This is a genomic window from Paenibacillus silviterrae (genome assembly GCF_030167925.1).
In the GTDB taxonomy this organism is placed as follows: domain Bacteria; phylum Bacillota; class Bacilli; order Paenibacillales; family NBRC-103111; genus Paenibacillus_G; species Paenibacillus_G silviterrae.
Genome location: NZ_JASKUT010000002.1, coordinates 2,043,273 through 2,062,067 on the forward strand (window position 1 = coordinate 2,043,273; position 18,795 = coordinate 2,062,067).

15 protein-coding genes are annotated in these 18,795 nt (G+C 51.3%); 14 read left to right on the top strand and 1 reads right to left on the bottom strand.

Translation table 11 applies throughout. The annotated features are described in order from the left end of the window. The first annotated feature begins 15 nt into the window (after window positions 1–15). The 9 genes from QMO62_RS31890 (at window position 16) to QMO62_RS31930 (ending at window position 10,738) form a co-directional block, all read left to right on the top strand. Window positions 16–2,298, top strand: a complete 2,283-nt coding sequence (locus QMO62_RS31890; RefSeq protein WP_284646512.1) for a helix-turn-helix domain-containing protein — start codon at window positions 16–18, stop codon at window positions 2,296–2,298. Between the two features lie 280 nt (window positions 2,299–2,578). Continuing rightward, the gene (locus QMO62_RS31895) at window positions 2,579–3,472 is read left to right on the top strand and encodes an ABC transporter permease (protein WP_284646753.1); all 894 of its coding nucleotides are present in this window, start codon (window positions 2,579–2,581) and stop codon (window positions 3,470–3,472) included. A gap of 16 nt (window positions 3,473–3,488) precedes the next feature. Beyond that, window positions 3,489–4,376: a carbohydrate ABC transporter permease gene (locus QMO62_RS31900; protein ID WP_284646513.1), complete on the top strand. Its 888-nt coding sequence runs from the start codon at window positions 3,489–3,491 to the stop codon at window positions 4,374–4,376. Window positions 4,377–4,396: 20 nt separating this feature from the next. Then, entirely contained in the window at window positions 4,397–6,022 is a 1,626-nt protein-coding gene (locus tag QMO62_RS31905; RefSeq protein WP_284646514.1) for a type 2 periplasmic-binding domain-containing protein, read from the top strand. An 80-nt stretch (window positions 6,023–6,102) separates the two neighbouring features. Beyond that, window positions 6,103–7,782, top strand: coding sequence for a glycoside hydrolase family 3 protein (locus tag QMO62_RS31910; protein ID WP_284646516.1), 1,680 nt, complete (start codon window positions 6,103–6,105; stop codon window positions 7,780–7,782). A gap of 24 nt (window positions 7,783–7,806) precedes the next feature. Then, window positions 7,807–8,634, top strand: coding sequence for a sugar phosphate isomerase/epimerase family protein (locus tag QMO62_RS31915; protein ID WP_284646517.1), 828 nt, complete (start codon window positions 7,807–7,809; stop codon window positions 8,632–8,634). Window positions 8,635–8,770: 136 nt separating this feature from the next. After that, window positions 8,771–9,259 carry a glycosyltransferase family protein gene (locus tag QMO62_RS31920; RefSeq protein ID WP_284646518.1) on the top strand — a complete coding sequence of 163 codons (489 nt, stop codon included), beginning with the start codon at window positions 8,771–8,773 and terminating at the stop codon, window positions 9,257–9,259. An 88-nt stretch (window positions 9,260–9,347) separates the two neighbouring features. Next, window positions 9,348–9,647 (top strand): hypothetical protein, encoded by a 300-nt coding sequence (locus QMO62_RS31925; RefSeq protein ID WP_284646519.1) that lies wholly within the window; start codon window positions 9,348–9,350, stop codon window positions 9,645–9,647. A gap of 116 nt (window positions 9,648–9,763) precedes the next feature. Continuing rightward, entirely contained in the window at window positions 9,764–10,738 is a 975-nt protein-coding gene (locus QMO62_RS31930) for an aldo/keto reductase (protein WP_284646520.1), read from the top strand. Window positions 10,739–10,807: 69 nt separating this feature from the next. Here QMO62_RS31930 and QMO62_RS31935 read toward each other — a convergent pair whose 3' ends face one another. Then, on the bottom strand, window positions 10,808–11,737 hold the full coding sequence (locus QMO62_RS31935; protein ID WP_284646521.1) for an aldo/keto reductase: 930 nt from the start codon (window positions 11,735–11,737) through the stop codon (window positions 10,808–10,810). Window positions 11,738–11,936: 199 nt separating this feature from the next. Here QMO62_RS31935 and QMO62_RS31940 point away from each other — a divergent pair, with 199 nt between their 5' ends. The 5 genes from QMO62_RS31940 (at window position 11,937) to QMO62_RS31960 (ending at window position 18,599) form a co-directional block, all read left to right on the top strand. Next, a complete protein-coding gene (locus QMO62_RS31940; protein WP_284646522.1) occupies window positions 11,937–13,892 on the top strand; it encodes a GTP-binding protein in 1,956 nt (651 codons plus the stop codon). 98 nt (window positions 13,893–13,990) lie between these two features. Beyond that, complete coding sequence (locus tag QMO62_RS31945; protein ID WP_284646523.1) at window positions 13,991–14,659, top strand: response regulator transcription factor; 669 nt, start codon at window positions 13,991–13,993, stop codon at window positions 14,657–14,659. Further along, window positions 14,656–16,050 carry a sensor histidine kinase gene (locus tag QMO62_RS31950; protein ID WP_284646524.1) on the top strand — a complete coding sequence of 465 codons (1,395 nt, stop codon included), beginning with the start codon at window positions 14,656–14,658 and terminating at the stop codon, window positions 16,048–16,050. The genes QMO62_RS31945 and QMO62_RS31950 overlap by 4 nt, the downstream gene beginning before the upstream one ends. Before the next feature lie 60 nt (window positions 16,051–16,110). After that, on the top strand, window positions 16,111–16,509 hold the full coding sequence (locus QMO62_RS31955) for a hypothetical protein (RefSeq protein WP_284646525.1): 399 nt from the start codon (window positions 16,111–16,113) through the stop codon (window positions 16,507–16,509). Continuing rightward, window positions 16,506–18,599: an MMPL family transporter gene (locus QMO62_RS31960; RefSeq protein WP_284646526.1), complete on the top strand. Its 2,094-nt coding sequence runs from the start codon at window positions 16,506–16,508 to the stop codon at window positions 18,597–18,599. Before QMO62_RS31955 ends, QMO62_RS31960 begins: the two co-directional genes overlap by 4 nt. Window positions 18,600–18,795: the final 196 nt, after the last annotated feature.

Consider the following 18,795-nt stretch of genomic DNA (forward strand, 5'->3'; position numbering starts at 1 on the left):
GACTCAGGGGGACTCATGCGAAGAGGAACTCTTAAGCTCAACCCGGTTTACTTCAGGTATCTGCTCTCGTATGTACTGGTGCTGCTCATACCGGCAGGCTTGCTCGGTTACAACGGCACGCTGCAGCTGAATGAAATCGTTAACCAATACGTGGAGTGGACGAATAAGGACATGCTGAGCCAGCTGGCCGATAGCGTCGACACGAAGATTATTGAAATGAATCGGATTTCTGCACGCATCTCCTCCAATCCGGATTTAACCCCCTACGCGGTTACGAAGGATCCCTTCAGCGCGTATCAGACCAAGCAGCTGCTCGACTACAAGGTGTCCAACGATTTTATTCATGAGGTGCTCTATTACGTGCGAGGCCATGACACCCTGTATTCCTCCGTCAGCACTTATCGAACCTCCGCCTTCATTAACGACATCTACCGTTTCCATCATTGGCCCGAAGCAGCATTCCGGGAGGAGCTTAATTCGATCAAGAAGCCGACGCTCCGCACGGCAGAGGACGTTACCTTCGTGTCCGCCACCGAGGAGAGGTATGTCAGCTACCTGCTTCCGATTCCGATGGGCAGCCTGAATCCTTACGGGACGGTCCTCTTTTTGATCAAGGAGAGCTCCTTTCTCAATTACTTGAAGCCGGATGCTTTCCCAAGATCGGGCAACATCATGATTTACGACGAGAAGCAGCGCATCGTTACATCGTATCAGGGCGCAGGGCATATCAAGGAGGAAGCGCTGTTCGACTCCATCCAGCCGAAGGGGGATTTGTTTACCGTCTCAAAGCTTGAAGGAGAGGAATATTTCGTTTCCCGCCTCACCTCGGAGCTGACCGGATGGACCTATGTAAGCGTTTTACCTGTGGATGATATTCGGAAACCCTTCCATACTGTCGTCGGCAAGTGGACACAAACTTTTTTGATTATTTTGCTGATCGGCAGCGCGGCGATATACACGGCACTGCGGTATAACTATAACCCTATCAAGAAGCTGGTTCAGCTCGCGGAAACGCACTTAGGCAAGACGTTATCCAGAACCAATGAACTGGAAACCGTCCGTACGCTGATCGACCGGATTCTGCTATCCAATCGTGAGCTCGGGCAAAAATGGGAAAAGCACCGCTCGGCGCTGCATGAACACTTGCTGTTCAGTATGCTGAAGGGAGAGGTGGAATCCAAGGAGCAATTGGACGAAAGCAGCAGGGAAGCGGGGCTTTCGTTTGCGTTTGATTATGCCTCTTACGGCGTCTTCGTGGTGGAGGCGCCGGAGTCTGCCGGCCTGTCCAAGCAGCAGCTTGCCGATGCGATCGTCCGCCGGTCGAAGCGGGGCATTACCGTGCATAACAAGGAAAGTCTCGAATCCAGTCAGATGATTTTCTTGTTATCCACCGATTATACGGAGCAGCAGCTCGGCGAATGGATGGCGGGCTGGCACAGCGAGCTCTATCGCGAGTACGGCATTCGGCTGACCTGCGGCGTCGGGCGGCTGCAGAATGAATTGAACCAGCTCGGACGCTCCTTTATTGAAGCTTCCACCGCGGCCGATTACAAATTCATCAAGGGCGCCGGACAAATCATTTTTTTCCGCGAGGTGGCCTCGGAGCATGCATCGACCTTGTACGATTCGAGCCATAACATGGAGCATTTGAGCTATTTGCTCCGCGAGGGGAAAACGGGGCAAATCGCCGAAACGCTGACCCATTTCACCCATAAAATCAAAACAGGCGGAACTACGTTATTTGTCGCTCGCTGTCTATGCTTCGATATCATCCATACCGTCATGAGGACGGCGGAGGAAATGAAGCAGGAATTTCCGGAAATCACGGGAAAATTTCCCGATGTGATCACTTTGATGAAGTTCCACACGGTTGAAGACCTGGTTGATCTCATAACGAAGGCTTGTATGGACGTGTGCGAAGCGATTCAGGAGCATAAGGGCCGATCGGGAGAAAGCTTGATCGGGCAGATGATCGATTACGTCTGCGACCGCAGCGACCAATACGATTTCTCCGTCCAGTCGATGGCACACCACTTTTCGCTCTCCACTTCTTATGTTAGCCGGTTCTTTAAAGAGCATACAGGTCAGACCATTTCCGACTACATGAATACCATTCGGATCAATAATGCAAAGAGGCTTCTCGAGGAAAGCGATGCTTCGATTAAAGAGATCGTACAGCGAATAGGCTATTTCGATACATCGAGCTTCATCCGAAAGTTCAAGGCGGAGGCAGGCGTCACACCGGGCGAATATAGAAAAATGATGCGGAAGCAGGCAGGTCAGGAGGCGGCGGATTGAGACAGGCTCAGGCAAGCCTGTTTCTTTTTTTGCTTCAGAGTTCGCATATATATGGTTCAGTTTCCACCTATTCGGGCTTAAACGTAAGAGGGACATCCCGTTAGATCAATTCCTGCATATCCGTATTGAAAGCGCTTATATACAGACGGTAGCCCGTTACCTACAATAAAGCTGCAGGGAAACAACAAGAAGGCAAGGGGGCGAAGCGTTGACAGTAAGAACCGCTGCGAACACAGCACCGCTGAAACGGCATAAGGCGGCATGGTGGCGAAGCTCATCGATGATGCGGATATGGCACAACTATGAGCTTTACCTATTTTTGATCCCGACGATCGTGTATTTCATCTTGTTTCATTATGTTCCGATGTACGGTGTGCAGATTGCGTTTAAGAATTTCATTGCCGTCAAAGGAATAAACGGCAGTCCGTGGGTTGGCCTTGATCATTTCCAGCGTTTTTTCGAGTCGTATCAATTTATTACCGTGCTCAAGAATACGCTGGGCATCAGCCTCTACGAATTGCTGGTGGCTTTCCCGGCACCGATCGTGCTGGCGCTGCTCCTGAATCAAACGACGAATGAACGCTTCAAGAAGCTGGTACAGACCGTCACGTATGCACCTCATTTTATTTCCGTCGTTGTCGTCGTCGGGATGCTCTATCTATTCTTGTCGCCAAAGCACGGTCTCGTCAATCTGATGCTGCTGGGTCTTGGTATCGATCCGATATATTTCATGGCGAGCGCGGCATGGTTTAAGACAATCTTCATCTTCTCCGGCATATGGCAAAATCTCGGCTGGGCGACCATCATCTATTTGGCCGCGCTCTCCGGGGTGAATCCGGATCTGCACGAGGCGGCCGTCGTCGACGGGGCTACGAAGCTTCAGCGCATTCGGCACATCGATCTGCCTTCCATTATGCCGACCATTATGATTCTGCTCATCTTGAATATCGGCTCCTTTATGAGCGTCGGCTTCGAAAAGGTGTATTTGATGCAGAATCAGCTGAATGTGGATTCTTCGGAAATTATTCAAACCTACGTGTATAAGGCAGGCTTGTTGAATGCCCAATTCAGCTATTCTGCAGCCATCGGTTTTTTTAACTCGGTTGTCAATTTTATTCTGCTGCTTTCGGTCAATCGCCTGGCCCAAAGAATGAAGCAGGCCAGCTTATGGTGAGGGGAGGGAGCAAGCCATGACAGCAAGCCGCTCCAGAGCGGACGTACTTTTCGACGGCTTCACTTATGCTGTTCTGTCCTTACTTATGCTCATGGTGCTGTATCCGTTATACTTTGTGATCATCTCCTCAATCAGCGACCCGGATATGGTGAACCTGGGGAAGGTGACATTCTACCCGCAGGATCCGAGCTTGGAAGGATATCGAAGAATTTTCGGGGATTCAACCATATGGCTGGGCTACCGCAACTCGCTCATCTATACTGTGCTTGGAACCTCCTTGAACGTCGTGCTGACGTTAACCGCCGGTTATGCGCTATCGAGGCAGGATCTAAGCGGGCGAAGCCTTGTCATGATGATGATTGTGTTCACGATGTTCTTTAGCGGCGGCCTAATTCCAACATACCTTCTCATTAAAGGAATGGGCATGGTCAATACGATCTGGGCGATGATTCTTCCGAACGCGGTGTCCGCCTACCACATCATTATTACGAGGACCTTCTTTCAAGGAAACGTTCCGCTGGAGCTCCTCGAAGCGGCCAAGATGGACGGCTGCTCCAATACCCGCTTTTTCCTGCAAATCGTACTGCCTATTTCTCTGCCGATCGTGGCGGTTATGGTGCTTTTCAGCGCGGTAGGGCATTGGAACTCCTATTTTCAGGCACTCATTTATTTGAAGGATGACGAGCTGCAGCCGCTGCAAATCATTCTTCGTAAAATCCTGATCAGCAATGAAGCTTCTGAGCAGATGATGGACGGTCTCGTCAATCAGGCGGAGCTTGTGAAGATGGCGGAAACAATGAAATACGGTGTCATTATCGTTTCGAGCTTGCCCGTGCTGATTTTATATCCGTTCCTGCAAAAATATTTTGTCAAAGGCGTCATGATCGGCTCTCTGAAGGGATAAAAACGAAGGGGTGCATGTAAATGAGAAGAAAAGGATGGCTTTATGGCGGGCTGACGACGGCCTTGGCTGTAGCTGTTGGTCTGAGCGGCTGCGGAGGGGACAGCGGCGGAGACGGTGCTGCCGGGAAAAAAGACGACAAAGCGCAGCAGACGAAGGGGAATGCGAACTTACATGCCACCGGCCTTCCGATTGTGAAGGAGAAGGTGAATCTGAATATCGCCGCCACGTACGGCATTGCCGGTCAGAAGCCGTTCGGCGAGCTGCCGTTCTTCAAGGAAACGGAAGAGAAGACGAACGTGCATATCAACTGGAATATGAACGATAAGAACAACTGGAAGGAAAAGAAAAATCTGATGTTTGCCAGCGGCGATTATCCGGATGCGATCTACGGTCACTTTGCGCTTGAAACGGATGAGGTCGCTAAGTACGGAAGCCAGGGCATTTTTATCCCACTGGAAGGTCTCATCGAGAAATATGCACCTAATTTCAATAAAATCCTAAAGGACAATCCGTCCTATAAAAAGGAGCTCACATCACCTGACGGACACATCTATTCGCTACCGACGATCGACGGTACCTATCCGGTTTCCAAGGATGCCTTATTCATCAATAAAAAGTGGCTGGATCAGCTTAAGCTTCCGACTCCGACGACGCCGGACGAATTTTACAAGACTTTGAAAGCGTTTAAAGACAATGATATGAACGGCAATGGCAAGAAGGACGAGGTTCCTTTCTCATTCCGCGTGCATGCCATTACCGGCATCTATTCCATGTACGGCTCGTTCGGGCTGCTGGACCGGCAGGATCATATCGTAATGAACGGGGATCAGGTCGTCTACACGGCGATTCGCCCCGAATACAAGGAAGCGACCAAGTACTTCAACAAGCTGTTCGCCGAGGGGCTGGTCGATGTGGAGTCGCTCGCGCATGACGAGAAGGTATACGGCTCGAAGCTGAGAAGCAAAGAGCGAAATGTCGGTGCTTTCGTGGCGTGGCTCGCCAATACGTATATGGAAGATGAACAGGCGGCCGACTATATCCCGATTCCTCCGTTGAAGGGACCGGGGGGAGCCCAGCTGTGGAACAGCTATCCTGCAGGTATTTTAAGCAAAGGCGCCTTCGTCATTACCTCCACGAATAAGAATCCGGAAGCGACGATGCGGTGGATCGATTATATGTATGATCCGATGGTTAGCATTCAGGCGGTTAACGGTATGGTTGGTACGGTATTGAAGCAGAATGCGGATGGCAGCCTGGAAGCGAACGATCCGCCAAGCGGCATGAACGCCAACGAATTCCGCCATTCGACCGCGCCGGCTTCCTCGTCCGTCTTCGCCAAAACCAAGGATACGCCGCCGTCCAAGTCCAAGGGAATTACAAAGGGAGACATGGATAAGATCTACGCTCCGTTCCTGGATAAAAACGTATTCCCGAATCTGTACTTCACGCCGGAGGAGGACGATGTGCGTACACGGTATTTAACGGATATCGATGCCTATGTCAAGAAAATGCATGCTAAATGGCTGATGCAGGGCGGAATCGATGCCGAGTGGGACGATTACGTAAAGAAGCTGAAGGAAATGAACTTGGATAAGTTAGTTAAGGTGTACCAGGATGCATACAACCGGTACAAAGCGATGAAATAAAGTGATGTTATAAAACAACGAGACTGTCGGTCGAGCGGCCGGCAGTCTCTGCCAGTGGGCAGATAGAGCGGAGGGGCATAATGGTACAAAGCGTAAAGTCGGCGGAGCAGTGGCTTCAAGGGATGACGCTGGAACAAAAAATCGGTCAGATGATCTGCTTTCGAGCCTCCCCTTTCGAGGAGAAGGTGAGGTCAACGCTTGCATCCGGAACAATCGGGGCGGTCGGCTCGGTGCTGCTGCTTCCGAAGTTCGAGGATGTGGGCGGCCTTGTGTCTCTAGTGAACGACTATTTGGAGCGGTCGCCGGTTCCCTTGCTTTTCTTCTCCGATGCGGAGCGAGGCGTATACCATAATTTGAAGGTCGGCACATCCTTTCCTTCCATGATGGCGCTTGGTGCCACGTTCTCCAGTGAATTGGCTTACCGCATGGGTTGGGTCATTGCCAAGGAGGCAAGAGCGGTGGGCTTCGGCATGATCTGCAACCCGGTTCTGGATGTGAACTCCAATCCGGATAATCCGATCATCAGCACGAGAGCCATGAGCGACAGCACCGACCTGATCATCGAGCTAGGGGCGGCTTATGTAGAAGGGATGCAGGAAGCCGGCGTAATACCTAACGGCAAGCATTTTCCAGGACATGGCGATACCCGGACCGACTCGCATATTGCTATGCCGATTGTCAAGCATAGCCGGGAGTACCTCATGGAGGTGGAGCTAAAGCCGTTTCGCGAGCTGATCCGCAGGGGAATGACCGGCATTATGACGGCGCACATTCTTTACCCGGCGCTCGCAGGGGATGGCGAGGAGCAGCTGCCCGCCACCTTATCCCGAACGGTGATGACCGGCTTGCTGCGCGAGCAATTCGGCTTCGATGGACTGATCGTATCGGACAGTCTGACCATGAAGTCGATTAAAGATCAATACGGGATCGAAAAAGCCGCTGTCATGGCTGTCCAGGCGGGTAACGATATCATTCTGCAGGATTATCAATCCGACCCGGAGCTGACCTTCCGGGCGCTGCTGGATGCCGTTCGTACGGGGGAGCTGAGCTTAGATCAGGTCAATGACTCCGTTCTCCGTATTCTACAGATGAAGGAACGCTTCGGTCTGCTGTCTAACGCCCCCATCTCTTTGGAGGAGGCAAAAGAAATACTGGAGGCGCCGGAGCACATCGGGCTGGCCAAGGAAATCGCCGGGCGTTCGATCACCGTACTGGAGAAGCAGCATCTCCCTCTAAGGCCATCCGTTCAGGCCAAGACTCTGCTCATCGCAACAAGGAGCATCGAGGAAGGCAAGGAAGCGGAGGATATGGGAACACGCATTACCGGGAAGTCTGCGTATTTCCTGCACAGCTGCTCTCGCTACAGCACGGACACAGATATTGTGGTCGTCAATGAAAATCCTACGGAGCAAGACAGGCAGAGGGTGCTTAAGGCCTTGACCTCGGGCTCCTACGAGCATGTCATGTATGGGGCCTTCGTTCGGGTCATCAGCTACAAGGAGGGAAGCGGGACCATCCCCGGCGGACAATTCGAATTGATCCGCCAGATGAAGGAGCTTCATCCGGAGCTGATTTTGCTCATCTTCGGAAGTCCTTACATTTTGCGGCAAATGGAGCGGTTGTCCAACTGCATTTGTGCTTACAGCGATTGTGATTATTCAATCGACGCGGCGCTCGATGTGGTCTTCGGGGCACGCCAGGCGGAAGGCAGGCTTCCGGTCAGCGTGAATGAAGCGTACCCGTTCGGATATGGGTTATGACTCGGATAAGAGAGGAGCTTGCACATGAATAAGAAGAAAAAACCTACGAATCCGAATGACTGGCAGATTGGCTTGTCTATGAGCGTATTATCACCGCTTGATCTGATGGAGATCCAAGCTGCGGGAATCACCTGCGTTGAACTGACTTGGCAGGCGAAGCACGCAGACCTGCCGGATCACCCCGAAACGAGGGTGCACTGCAACCGGGTTGTGGATGAGATACGGGAAGCGGGAATCGAGATTGTCTCGATACATATTCCGTATGGCCATGCATGGGATATCTCAGTGATGGATGAGCAGGAGCGGGAGCAGATACGGCAGCGAATCGCTGATCTATTCGGAATGGCCCGGTATTGGGGAGTTCGTCGGGCAATCCTTCACCCGAGCTACGAGCCGATTGCTCCCGGGGAACGGGGCAGCCGGCTTGAGAACGCCCGCGATTCGTTGCGACGGCTTGCACCCATCGCTTTGGCTTGCGGAGTAGAGATCGCCGTGGAATGCTTGCCGCGGACGTGCCTGGGAAATAGCGCCGACGAAATCGAAGAGCTGATCGGCGTCGATCCTAGCTTAGGGGTTTGCTGCGACGTCAATCATCTGTTTAAAGAATCGCCGGAGGATTTCATTCGCAGGCTTGGCCCTCGGATGGTCACCACCCATATTTCCGATAACGACGGATTGGACGAGAAGCATTGGATGCCTGGAGAAGGAATTCTGAACTGGAAGGGGATTCTGGAAACTTTATCGCAGTCCGGCTATCCAGGACCTTTCCTGTATGAGGTAAGACAGCCGATCCCCGAGGCCATCATGGATAATTGGAGGACAATCCGTCAGACTGGGCGTTACGGCAGGTAGCGTGAAAGCATCATTGGCGAATAGCATCAATCGGAGCTTCCTTACATTCGAAGGGAAGCTTTTTCTTTTTGCCCATTACGTTTGGGTAAGGACGGCATAAACTACTATAACCATAACTCAAGAGGGGTGCTGCCGGATGGGATATACGGTGCAATATATACCTCTAAGCAAGATTAAGTCTGGGCTTCTCGCCAAACCAACTAAGCGCAGCAAAGAGCTTCGCAAAGTCGCGCAGGATTGCATGCAGCTGTTGATCGTCAAGAAAAGCCGTAAAGAAGGCGGTTACGTCATTGTAAGCGGAAATAATCATTTGGAGCATTACAAAAAGTATACGAAGAAGCATGTAGTCCCCTGTCTGGTGGATGAGGGCAAAATTTCTTCGAATGTTGCATCGTTATTAAACCGATTCCGTAAACGGACGCTGCCCTATGAACTGCCATATACCAACACGGATCAGATCGGCGGTAACAGCTGGTCCATCATCCGCTCGTTTTTGAAACAGGATCCCCGGTTCAAAAGATTAACCCGGAGGGAGCAGCTTAAGGTGCTTCGACTCGGAATTCAGTATAAAAAAACGACAATTCTTTCTATGAAGGCAAAGGTGGATGAGCTCATGCAAAGGTAAGCCAATACGCGGGAGCCGTTCTTCCTTTGCTGAATCCCCATCTCGATGGTATGATTACTGCAATAAGCATGTCATCATGGAGGGACTTATGAAGGAAAGACGAAAGACAAAGAAGGAACTGAAATATGAAAAGGACCTGGGTCTCTTCGATCGGCAGTTGAGGGAGCTTGCTCAATCTTATTTTCAATCCTGCGAGCTGATGGTTCAGCAAAAAAGCGTGCTCGGCCAGAAGGAAGAATTGCAAGGCATGGCACAACTTCTGATGACGCAAACGGCCGAAGCGATGGAAAAGGTGCTGACGGAGGCAAGGGAGAGATTGGGCGACGAGGCCGCTGAGCTGTTGAAGGATAAGGCACGGCACTATTCAAGCAATCCCTTCGATACATAGGAGCCGGAGCGGCTCCTTTTGTATATTGATCTAAAAACAAAGGCGTATTTCGACAGCTTCTCCAGTTCGTCCATGCTACAATCCATTTGGAAGAATCATAGAATGGAGGAGTTTGTATGCGATATCGGAATTTAGGGACAAGCGGGTTGGAGGTATCTGTGTTGGGCTTGGGCACGAACGCCTTCGGCGGGCGTGCGGACAAGGATACATCCCTTCGGGTTCTGCGGCATGCGCTTGATCAAGGCATTACCTTTATGGATACGGCTAATATTTATACAGGCACAAAATCGGAAGAGATCATCGGGGAAGCGTTTGAGGGAAGACGGCAGGAAGTGATCCTTGCGACGAAAGCAGGGATGAAGCGGGGGGACGGTCCGAATTCCAAAGGCTCCTCGCGACAACATATTATAAGCGAGCTTGAAGGAAGCTTGAAGCGTTTGCGTACGGATTATATCGATCTGTACCAGATTCATGCTTTTGATCCGAAGACCCCTCTTGAGGAAACACTGCGTGCCTTGGACGATCTGGTCTCTTCGGGCAAAGTGAGATATGTGGGTGCATCCAATTATTCGGCGTGGCAGATGATGAAGGCTTTATCCGTCAGTGAGCGTCAGCAACTCATCAAGTATGTGTCCGTCCAGCCCGGGTATTCACTGGCGGATCGCGGCGTGGAAAGGGAGCTCGTCCCCTTCTGCGCAGATCAAGGGATAGGCATCATTCCCTATTTTCCATTGGCAGGCGGCATCCTTACGGGAAAATATTCAGGGGGGTCCGTACCGAGCGGTTCGCAGCTGGAAAAGAACCCTAATTTCGCAAAGCGGATGGATACGGCGCGTTTGGAGCTGGGAGACCGGGTGGCTGGTATCGCTGCGGAAATCGGCACGAGCGCAACGGCGCTCTCCCTCGCCTGGCTAATGCACCGGCCTGCGGTAAGCACGGTGATTGCCGGGGCGACCCGCGAATCTCAAATCGATGAGAATCTCAAGGCGGTTTCCCTGGACCTTTCTGAGGATGTTCTACAGGCGCTGGATGAAGCGAGTGCAGAGTTCATTTACGCTCCTTCGTTCGGAAGCGCGCCCTTGCGGAAATAATGCTATAAAACGAGCTGGGGGCTGTCCCATAAGTAGAGATTCTACTTATGGGACAGCCCTCATTAGCATCTATCTATCAATGGCAGCAAGCGTCCTCCGGCTGACCGCGTCCAGCTGGGCCAGCTCTTCCGGGCTTAGCTGGATATCCGCCGCATCGGCGTTCTCCTGCATATGCTTGATGCTTTGGGAGCCGACGATGGCTGTCGTCAGCGCTTCCTGATGCAGCAGCCAGCTGATGGCAATCTGGGAGATCGCCTTGCCCTTGGCCTTCGCCATGTCCTGCAGCGTAAGGATCAGCTCGCGCTCCGCTTCCAGGTGCTCCGGCAGGAACAACCGTCGAGCCGCCCGGAAATCGCCCTCCTCCAGCTTCTTGCCGCCGACGTGGAAGGCGCCGGTCAGAATGCCCTTCGCAATCGAGCTGTAGCTCATGATCCCGATGCCGTGCTCGCGGCAATACGGCATGACATCCTGCTCGATGCTGCGGTGAAGCAGGCTGTATTCCGGCTGAATCATATCGATCTGCGCATACTGGGAAGCCTCCTGCAGCTGCTCCAGCGAGAAGTTCGACACCGCAATGGCGCGGATCAATCCCTCTTCCTTCAGCTTGTTGAATTCGGACAGGGTTTCCTTGACCGGGATGTCCAAGCTTGGCCAATGAATGTAATAAATATCGATATAATCGGTCCGCAGGCGGCGCAGGCTGGCTTCCGCCGATTTTCTTACGTTCTCGGGGGCCAGATTGGCCCGGCTGACCTTGGTGGAGATGACGCATTGCTTGCGGATATCCTCCAGTGCGGCACCGACGACCTCTTCCGAGTGACCGTTGCCGTAGCCTTCCGCGGTATCAAAGGTCGTGATTCCCATCTCAAATGCAGCGCGCAGAGCTTTCATGTTGTTCTCGTCGCTGGTAAACTCCCACGGACCGCCCCCTAACTCCCAACAGCCGAAGGTAATGGCGGATAAGGTGAGACCGGATTTCTCCAACGTGCGGTATTTCATGATCTTCGTCTCCTCTTCTGCGAAATCGTAGTCCTTCCCATCCAGTATACCGAAACCGTTTTTCCGGGGAAAGGAGTTACCTTAGGTATACCTAGTTACCTTCATCCCAGTGCTGGACGCAGGAGGCGGTAAGGATGCATACTATAGCTGTATGCTATAATGAAACGTATCAATAGAGGCACGAAGCAAGGGTGATCCGATGAAAAAGAAAACCATAGGCTTGTTCGCCCACGTGGATGCGGGCAAAACCACATTCGCCGAGCAGCTGCTTTATCATACGCAAAGCATTCGCGAACGAGGGAGAGTCGATCACAAGGACGCTTACCTCGACAGCCATGACATCGAGCGGGGAAGAGGCATTACCGTGTTTGCCGATCAAGCCGTGATGACGTATAAGGATTCGACCTATTATTTGATCGATACGCCCGGTCACGTCGATTTTTCTCCCGAGATGGAACGGGCCCTGCAGATAATGGACTACGCCATCCTCATCGTGAGTGCGGTGGAAGGCGTCCAAGGGCATACGGAGACGGTGTGGCAGCTTCTGCACAAGCACCGCATTCCGACCTTCTTTTTCATCAACAAAATCGATAGAGTATGGGCGGAGGCGGGAAGAGTTACCGAGGAAATCCGCATGCACCTGACGGAGCAGGTCTGTACGATTACCGGCAATCTTGTGAACGGCAGGCTGGAGGAGACGCTGCTTGAAAGCTTGGCGGAGCGGGAGGAGGAGTGGCTGGAGGCTTTCTTGGCAGGGGAGCGGAGCCCGGATTTTTGGCTCAAGACCTTACAGACGAAGTTTCGCAGCCATCAGATCTTCCCTTGTACAAGCGGCTCTGCCCTGCAGGACATAGGCATCACGGAATTTCTGGAGCAGCTGCACCTGCTGACGACGTCGGATTATGATGAGCAAGCCGATTTCGGCGGACGGGTGTATAAAATTCGGCATGACAGCAGCGGCGTGAGGATGACCTTTATGAAGGCATTGAGCGGAAAGCTAAAGGTACGTGAAGAACTATGCTATCCCACCGGGGAAGACCGAGTCTGTGAAAAGGTGAACCGGCTGCTGATCTTTAACGGGAGTAAGTCGCATTCGGTCGATCAGGTGTCGGCAGGCGATCTGTTTGCCGTCATAGGACTTACTGCAGCTGAAGCCGGACAAGGCCTCGGAGCCTATTCGGACAAGCTGGTTTATGACATGGTACCGACCTTGAAGTCGCGGGTCATTTTCCCCGAAGCCTTGAACGTCAAGGATGTCCTTAAAGCTTTTCGGGTGCTGAATGCGGAGGATCCGTCACTGAATGTCGTTTGGGAGGAAAGCCTGCAGGAAATTCACATCCATGTGATGGGGCTGATTCAGCTGGAGGTGCTGGAAGAGCTGGTGAGGGACCGATTTCAGCTCCAGGTTTCCTTCGGCAGCCCAGAGATTTTGTATAAAGAGACCATTCGGACGACGGTGACGGGTTATGGACATTTCGAGCCGCTCAAGCATTATGCGGAGGTCCATCTTCTTCTGGAACCCGGTGAGCGAAACAGCGGGATTGCTTTCGAAAGCCGGTGCCATCCTAACGATTTTAGCGTGGGCCATCAGAATCTTGTGAAGACGCACCTATTCGAGAGGGATCACCATGGCTTATTGACCGGCATGCCTCTTACCGATATCAAGGTCACTTTACTAAAGGGCGGCGCCCACAATGAGCATACCCACGGCGGTGATTTTCGCGAAGCCGCCTTCCGTGCCTTAAGGCAAGGCCTGGAGAAGGCGGAGAATGTGCTGCTCGAGCCAATGTATCTTTTTAAAATCAAAGTGGAAATGGAGTTCCTCGGCAGGGTGTTATCCGATATTCAGCGGGCCTCGGGCCAGTTCGAACCGCCGCATACGACCGACTCTCATGCCGTTATTACCGGTAAGGCTCCAGTCGCAACCTTTATGAGCTACAGCACGGAGCTGGCTTCGTTCACCCATGGAAGGGGCATTCTGCAGCTTGTCCCCGGCGGTTATGATGTATGCCATAACGCGCAAGAGGTGATCGAACGAAAGGGCTACAGGAAGGATGCCGATCCGCTGTACAGCTCCTCGTCGATTTTTTGCGCTAAGGGTCATGGGTATATTGTGCCTTGGTACGAAGCGGAAGCCAAGATGCATTTGCTATAAAATAGAGACATAGAAACGGATCATCGCCCTAGGCTTATACCGCTCCGAAAGGTTGAGCAATATAAGATGAAATGGCACATACGATATGGGGGAATAGGATGCGAACGATATTGGTGGTGGACGATGACCTGAATATATTGGAGCTCGTGCGGCTGCATTTAACCTCCTGGCGATATCAGGTGAAGACGGCCGACTCCGGGGAGAGAGCCTTGCAATTGTTGGATGAGACCATTGATTTGGCGATCGTAGATGTGATGATGCCGGGCTTGGATGGGATTGCTTTAACTGAGAAGCTAAAGAAGGAATGGGACTTGCCCGTCCTTATGCTGACCGCGAAGGGGGAACTGGAGGATAAACGCGAAGCATTTACGGTAGGTGTAGACGACTATGTGACCAAGCCCTTTGAGCCTGAAGAGCTGCTCTTTCGCGTACAGGCCATCCTAAGGAGGTTCGATAAGCCTACGGATTCCATAATTACCGTCGGGGATCTAGAGATCCGCCGGCAAACCCTACAAGTCGTCAAAGGATCAAAGAAGCTGCTGCTTCCGCTGAAGGAATTCGAGTTGCTTGCCATACTGGCATCTAGACCGGGGCAAGTGTTCGTGCGGGACTATTTGATGGAGCAAGTGTGGGGAATGGATTATGAGAGTGACGACACGCTAAATACACATATGAACCGGGTTCGAGAGCGCCTTGCCGCGCTGGGTTCCTGCGTAAAGATCCAAACCGTCCGCGGCGTCGGATACCGGGTTGAGGTTATGGAATGAAGGCGAGATCTTCCCTGTATGTGAAATACCTTGTGGTTTCCTTGTTTATTATGTTCATCAGCTCGGTGACGGCTTTTTTGGCGGCAAATATGTATTATCATCAAGTCCTCAAAGGGCGGAATGATGCAAAAAACGTCGAGATCGCCATGAGCATGGCCGCATACATCGGCGAACAATCGACGCTTCGGCTGGAAGAGCATTTTACGATGTTAGGGCAAATCGGATATCAGTTTCTGGTGGTTAACGCAACCGGGGATTCCCATTATTACGGCGGCGATTTTCGATTGAAGTCATTGGATGAAGCCATTGTGGAAGACGTATTGTCCGGAGGAGTTTACCATGGGATGCGGGATTATCCCAGACAACTCTTCGTTACCGGATTTTTCGCCAATGATATTCAGAATTCGGTAGGCGTGCCTTTCATGCATGATGGGCAACGATATGCGATGTTCGTTCGACCGGATATCAAGCTGCTGTTCAGCGAAATTCATATTATCTTCGCCGGGATGGCGTTTCTCATGCTCGTATTTAGTTTGCTGGCTATCGTTGTCTCCGCATGGTATTTGGTTCGCCCGATCCAAAAGCTAACGGCCGCTACGAAGCGTATTATGGCTGAGGATTATGAGATCAACGTAAACGTCAATCGTTCAGACGAGCTCGGCAACCTTGCGGACAGCTTTAACAAGATGGCGGCCGAGCTTCAAGCCAATGAAGAGGAGCGGAAAAGCTTTATCCGAAACATATCACATGATTTCCAGTCTCCGTTGTTGAATATCGGCGGGTATGCGGCCTTATTAAAGCAAAAGGATCTCGAGGAAGCACCTCGGCAACAGTATGCATCGGTGATCGAAAGTGAAGCTGCCCGTTTATCGAGTTTGACGAAGCAGATGTTAGTATTAACCTCTCTCGATCGCGGAAGAAAGCCGATCACATGGAGACCTTACGCATTGAATGAACAAATCGAGCGGATCGTAATGAAATATCGTTGGCTTCTAGAAAAAGAGAATATTTCGCTTAGCCTTGAGATAGATAATGTCGTCATTACAGGCGACGAGGGCTTGTTAGAGAATGTATGGGAAAACCTATTGTCGAATGCGATCAAATACAATAAGCCTGGGGGGGAAATTCGGATCCTTCTAAAAGTCCGGAGGAATGAAGTGAAGATTGTTTTCGAGGATACTGGCATCGGAGTCGCAGAGAAGGATCTGACACAAGTGTTCAATCGATTCTACCGGGCGGATGCTTCGCGTTCGACCGGAGGGACAGGACTCGGGCTGGCGATCGTGAAAGAAACCATTGCACTGCATCATGGCGATGTGCGAATCGCAAGTAAATTGCATGCGGGCACAACAATTACGGTGATGTTGCCGGTAGCGCCGCACAACGTTTAGATTGAGTTTAGAATCCACTTATATACTACCTCTATATTAAATAATATGGAGGTTATTTTCATGGAGAAAGCTTGGAGTTTACGTCTTATTCGATTCGCGGCCGTATTTGGTCTTATCGGGGCCATCCTTGGGGCGGATATGGCTGGGTCAGGGAACTATCAGCTGCGTGCAATCCATGCTCATATGCTGGTGGTAGGTTGGTTGTCTGTGTTCGGGTGGGGCCTCTTCTACCGTATGTTTACAATTCGGACGAAGAAGTTGGTATCCTTCCACGGTTGGTCGGCGATGATCGGATCGATTGGATTAACGATGGGGATGTTATTCTACAATGTCAACCCTCTAGGTTTTCGTGGACCATTCTCTTTAATCGCATTTATCGCAGGCGGGACGGTGCTGCTGATCAGCTTCATCTTATTTGTGATTGTTACCTTCATGATTCAAGAAGGTGATAACGCATGAAAGCTTGGAAAGAGAAAAGGACGTGGGTCCTGATTCTTGCGGCTTGGGTTTTCCTGGCGGGTCTATTGTCAGCCGTGACGGATTCGGCTAAAGAGCATACGTCGCCAGTAACCAATAATGGCTTGGCGGAACATCATCAATCTGTGGAAGCAAGCTTGCGTCTCGAACAGTTCTTCCCTTCGGCCGAAGGAATTCCTCTCTTCGTTGTTTTGTCGAAGGCGGAACCGTTCAATGACAACGAGTATTTAGAGTACTTGGCGTATGCGGCGAAAGTCTTAGAATCGAATGCATTGAAGGCCGTTCATGTCGCTGAATTACCCCCAAGCGTCCGAAGTTCATTTATCGCGGAGGATAGGAAGACCTCTTTCGTACCTGGTTTCGTAACGGCCGAATTGGAAGGTCACGCTATGATGGAGCTTCTTGATACTGTAAGGACAGGGATGCTCGAGGGACTGCCTGCCGAACTTCAGATTGATTTTACAGGACCGGCTGCAATTATGGCGGATACGTCCAAAGTGTTTTCAAGCGCGGATGTGGTATTGATTATAACAACGGTCGCCATTATTTTCTTGATCCTCATTGCAATCTATCGTTCCTTATTGTTAGCGATTCTGCCTCTGATCGGAGCAGGGATCGCGTATGCCGTTGTTGATCGATTACTCGGTTTACTGGGAGAATTGGGCATCTTTACGATCGAGAAGCAAGCATTATCCATCATGATGGTACTGCTCTTCGCAGTCATTACCGATTATTCTTTATTGTTATTCTCCCGATTTAAGGAAAATTTGATACACGGATTGACCGTCCAAGACGCTATGAGGCTTGCCGTTAAGGGCGTTACGGAGCCAATTCTGTTTAGCGGCGGCACCGTACTGCTGAGCATGCTGACATTGTTCCTTGCGGGGTACGAGCCGTATCGCAATTTCGCTCCCGTGTTTGCGGTAGCGGTAGGGATAATCATTGTTGCAGGGTTGACGTTAATGCCGGCTCTGTTCGCTTTGGCAGGTACGAAGGCTTTTTGGCCATACAGCATCAACAAGTATCGTTCAAAGCCGGTCGGGCAAACCTATTGGGGACAATTCAGCTATCTGGTTACAACGCATCCTAAGAGGATGCTCGCAGCGGTTTTGCTCGTACTCTCGATCGGGATTACGATGCTCTTGCCCATGCGATACACTTTCAATTTGTTGGACTCCTTCCCGAAGGAGATGTCGTCGGTGAGAGGGTACCAAACGTTAAGCGAGGCGTTCTCGGCCGGCGATGTGTCGCCGAGTACGGTTATCGTGGAGAGCTCCGAAGCTTTGGATGTCGAACCTATTCGTCGACTGGCGGAGTCGCTGAAAGCGCGGGAAGGCGTAGCCAATGCGCATAGCCCCCAAATTTCGGACGAATCGAAGAAAATAGCGAAGCTAACCCTCGTACCGGCACACAACCCGTTCAGCAGCATGGCGTTTACGACGATAAACTCTATCCTTGCGGAACAAGATACCCTGCTTAGGGCTAGCGGGATCGGTAACGCCAAGCTATGGATTGCGGGGGATACCTCGACGAATGTTGATATTAAAGCTGTTAGTTCCTTGGATGAACGCCTCATCCTTATTTCGGTCGCTGCGCTTATTCTGCTCATGCTGTTTATCCAAACTCGGTCCTGGATCATGCCGATTTACATGCTGGTCACTATATTGCTTTCCTATGGTGCTGCATTGGGGTTAACTGTGTTTGTATTTCAGAATATGTTGGGGTACGAGGGCATTAGCTATCGGATTCCGCTCTACACTTTTATATTTATTGTCGCTCTTGGCGTCGATTATTCGATCATGCTGGTTGCAAGGATTCGAGAGGAACGGAAGGAGCTTGCCTATGCGGACGCCGTGCGAATTGGATTGGCGAAAACCGGCGGTGTCATTTCATCCGCAGGCTTTATATTGGCAGCCACCTTTACCGTACTAATGACCCAGCCGGTAGTGGAGCTGCGGGCTTTTGGGTTCGCGGTGGCGGCAGGCGTATTAGTAGATACTTTCCTCGTACGTCCGATTGCCATTCCCGCGCTAATGATGATCTTTCGTCAACGAAGTCATAACCAATCGTAGTTAGCTTTCGAAGTTGTGACTATAGAACCTGCTACCGCTCTCCTAGCGACGGCAGGTTCTATTTCATTAGGAGAAGGAACATACTTTTTTATCGCTTGGTGGAAAAGGAGGGACTTGACTTTTTTTAAGCAGGTGTAAACCGTTCGGCTTCGTTATATGGTACAGTAGGGAATGAGTCTAATGATACTTCATACAA

Excerpts from the sequence above, each read along its gene's own strand:
- QMO62_RS31945 (WP_284646523.1), top strand. The coding sequence starts at position 13,991 with ATGCGAACGATATTGGTGGTGGACGATGACCTGAATATATTGGAGCTC.
- QMO62_RS31890 (WP_284646512.1), top strand. The coding sequence starts at position 16 with ATGCGAAGAGGAACTCTTAAGCTCAACCCGGTTTACTTCAGGTATCTG.
- QMO62_RS31905 (WP_284646514.1), top strand. The coding sequence starts at position 4,397 with ATGAGAAGAAAAGGATGGCTTTATGGCGGGCTGACGACGGCCTTGGCT.
- QMO62_RS31930 (WP_284646520.1), top strand. The coding sequence starts at position 9,764 with ATGCGATATCGGAATTTAGGGACAAGCGGGTTGGAGGTATCTGTGTTG.
- QMO62_RS31950 (WP_284646524.1), top strand. The coding sequence starts at position 14,656 with ATGAAGGCGAGATCTTCCCTGTATGTGAAATACCTTGTGGTTTCCTTG.
- QMO62_RS31960 (WP_284646526.1), top strand. The coding sequence starts at position 16,506 with ATGAAAGCTTGGAAAGAGAAAAGGACGTGGGTCCTGATTCTTGCGGCT.
- QMO62_RS31915 (WP_284646517.1), top strand. The coding sequence starts at position 7,807 with ATGAATAAGAAGAAAAAACCTACGAATCCGAATGACTGGCAGATTGGC.
- QMO62_RS31920 (WP_284646518.1), top strand. The coding sequence starts at position 8,771 with ATGGGATATACGGTGCAATATATACCTCTAAGCAAGATTAAGTCTGGG.
- QMO62_RS31900 (WP_284646513.1), top strand. The coding sequence starts at position 3,489 with ATGACAGCAAGCCGCTCCAGAGCGGACGTACTTTTCGACGGCTTCACT.
- QMO62_RS31935 (WP_284646521.1), bottom strand. The coding sequence starts at position 11,737 with ATGAAATACCGCACGTTGGAGAAATCCGGTCTCACCTTATCCGCCATT.
- QMO62_RS31940 (WP_284646522.1), top strand. The coding sequence starts at position 11,937 with ATGAAAAAGAAAACCATAGGCTTGTTCGCCCACGTGGATGCGGGCAAA.
- QMO62_RS31925 (WP_284646519.1), top strand. The coding sequence starts at position 9,348 with ATGAAGGAAAGACGAAAGACAAAGAAGGAACTGAAATATGAAAAGGAC.
- QMO62_RS31955 (WP_284646525.1), top strand. The coding sequence starts at position 16,111 with ATGGAGAAAGCTTGGAGTTTACGTCTTATTCGATTCGCGGCCGTATTT.
- QMO62_RS31910 (WP_284646516.1), top strand. The coding sequence starts at position 6,103 with ATGGTACAAAGCGTAAAGTCGGCGGAGCAGTGGCTTCAAGGGATGACG.
- QMO62_RS31895 (WP_284646753.1), top strand. The coding sequence starts at position 2,579 with ATGATGCGGATATGGCACAACTATGAGCTTTACCTATTTTTGATCCCG.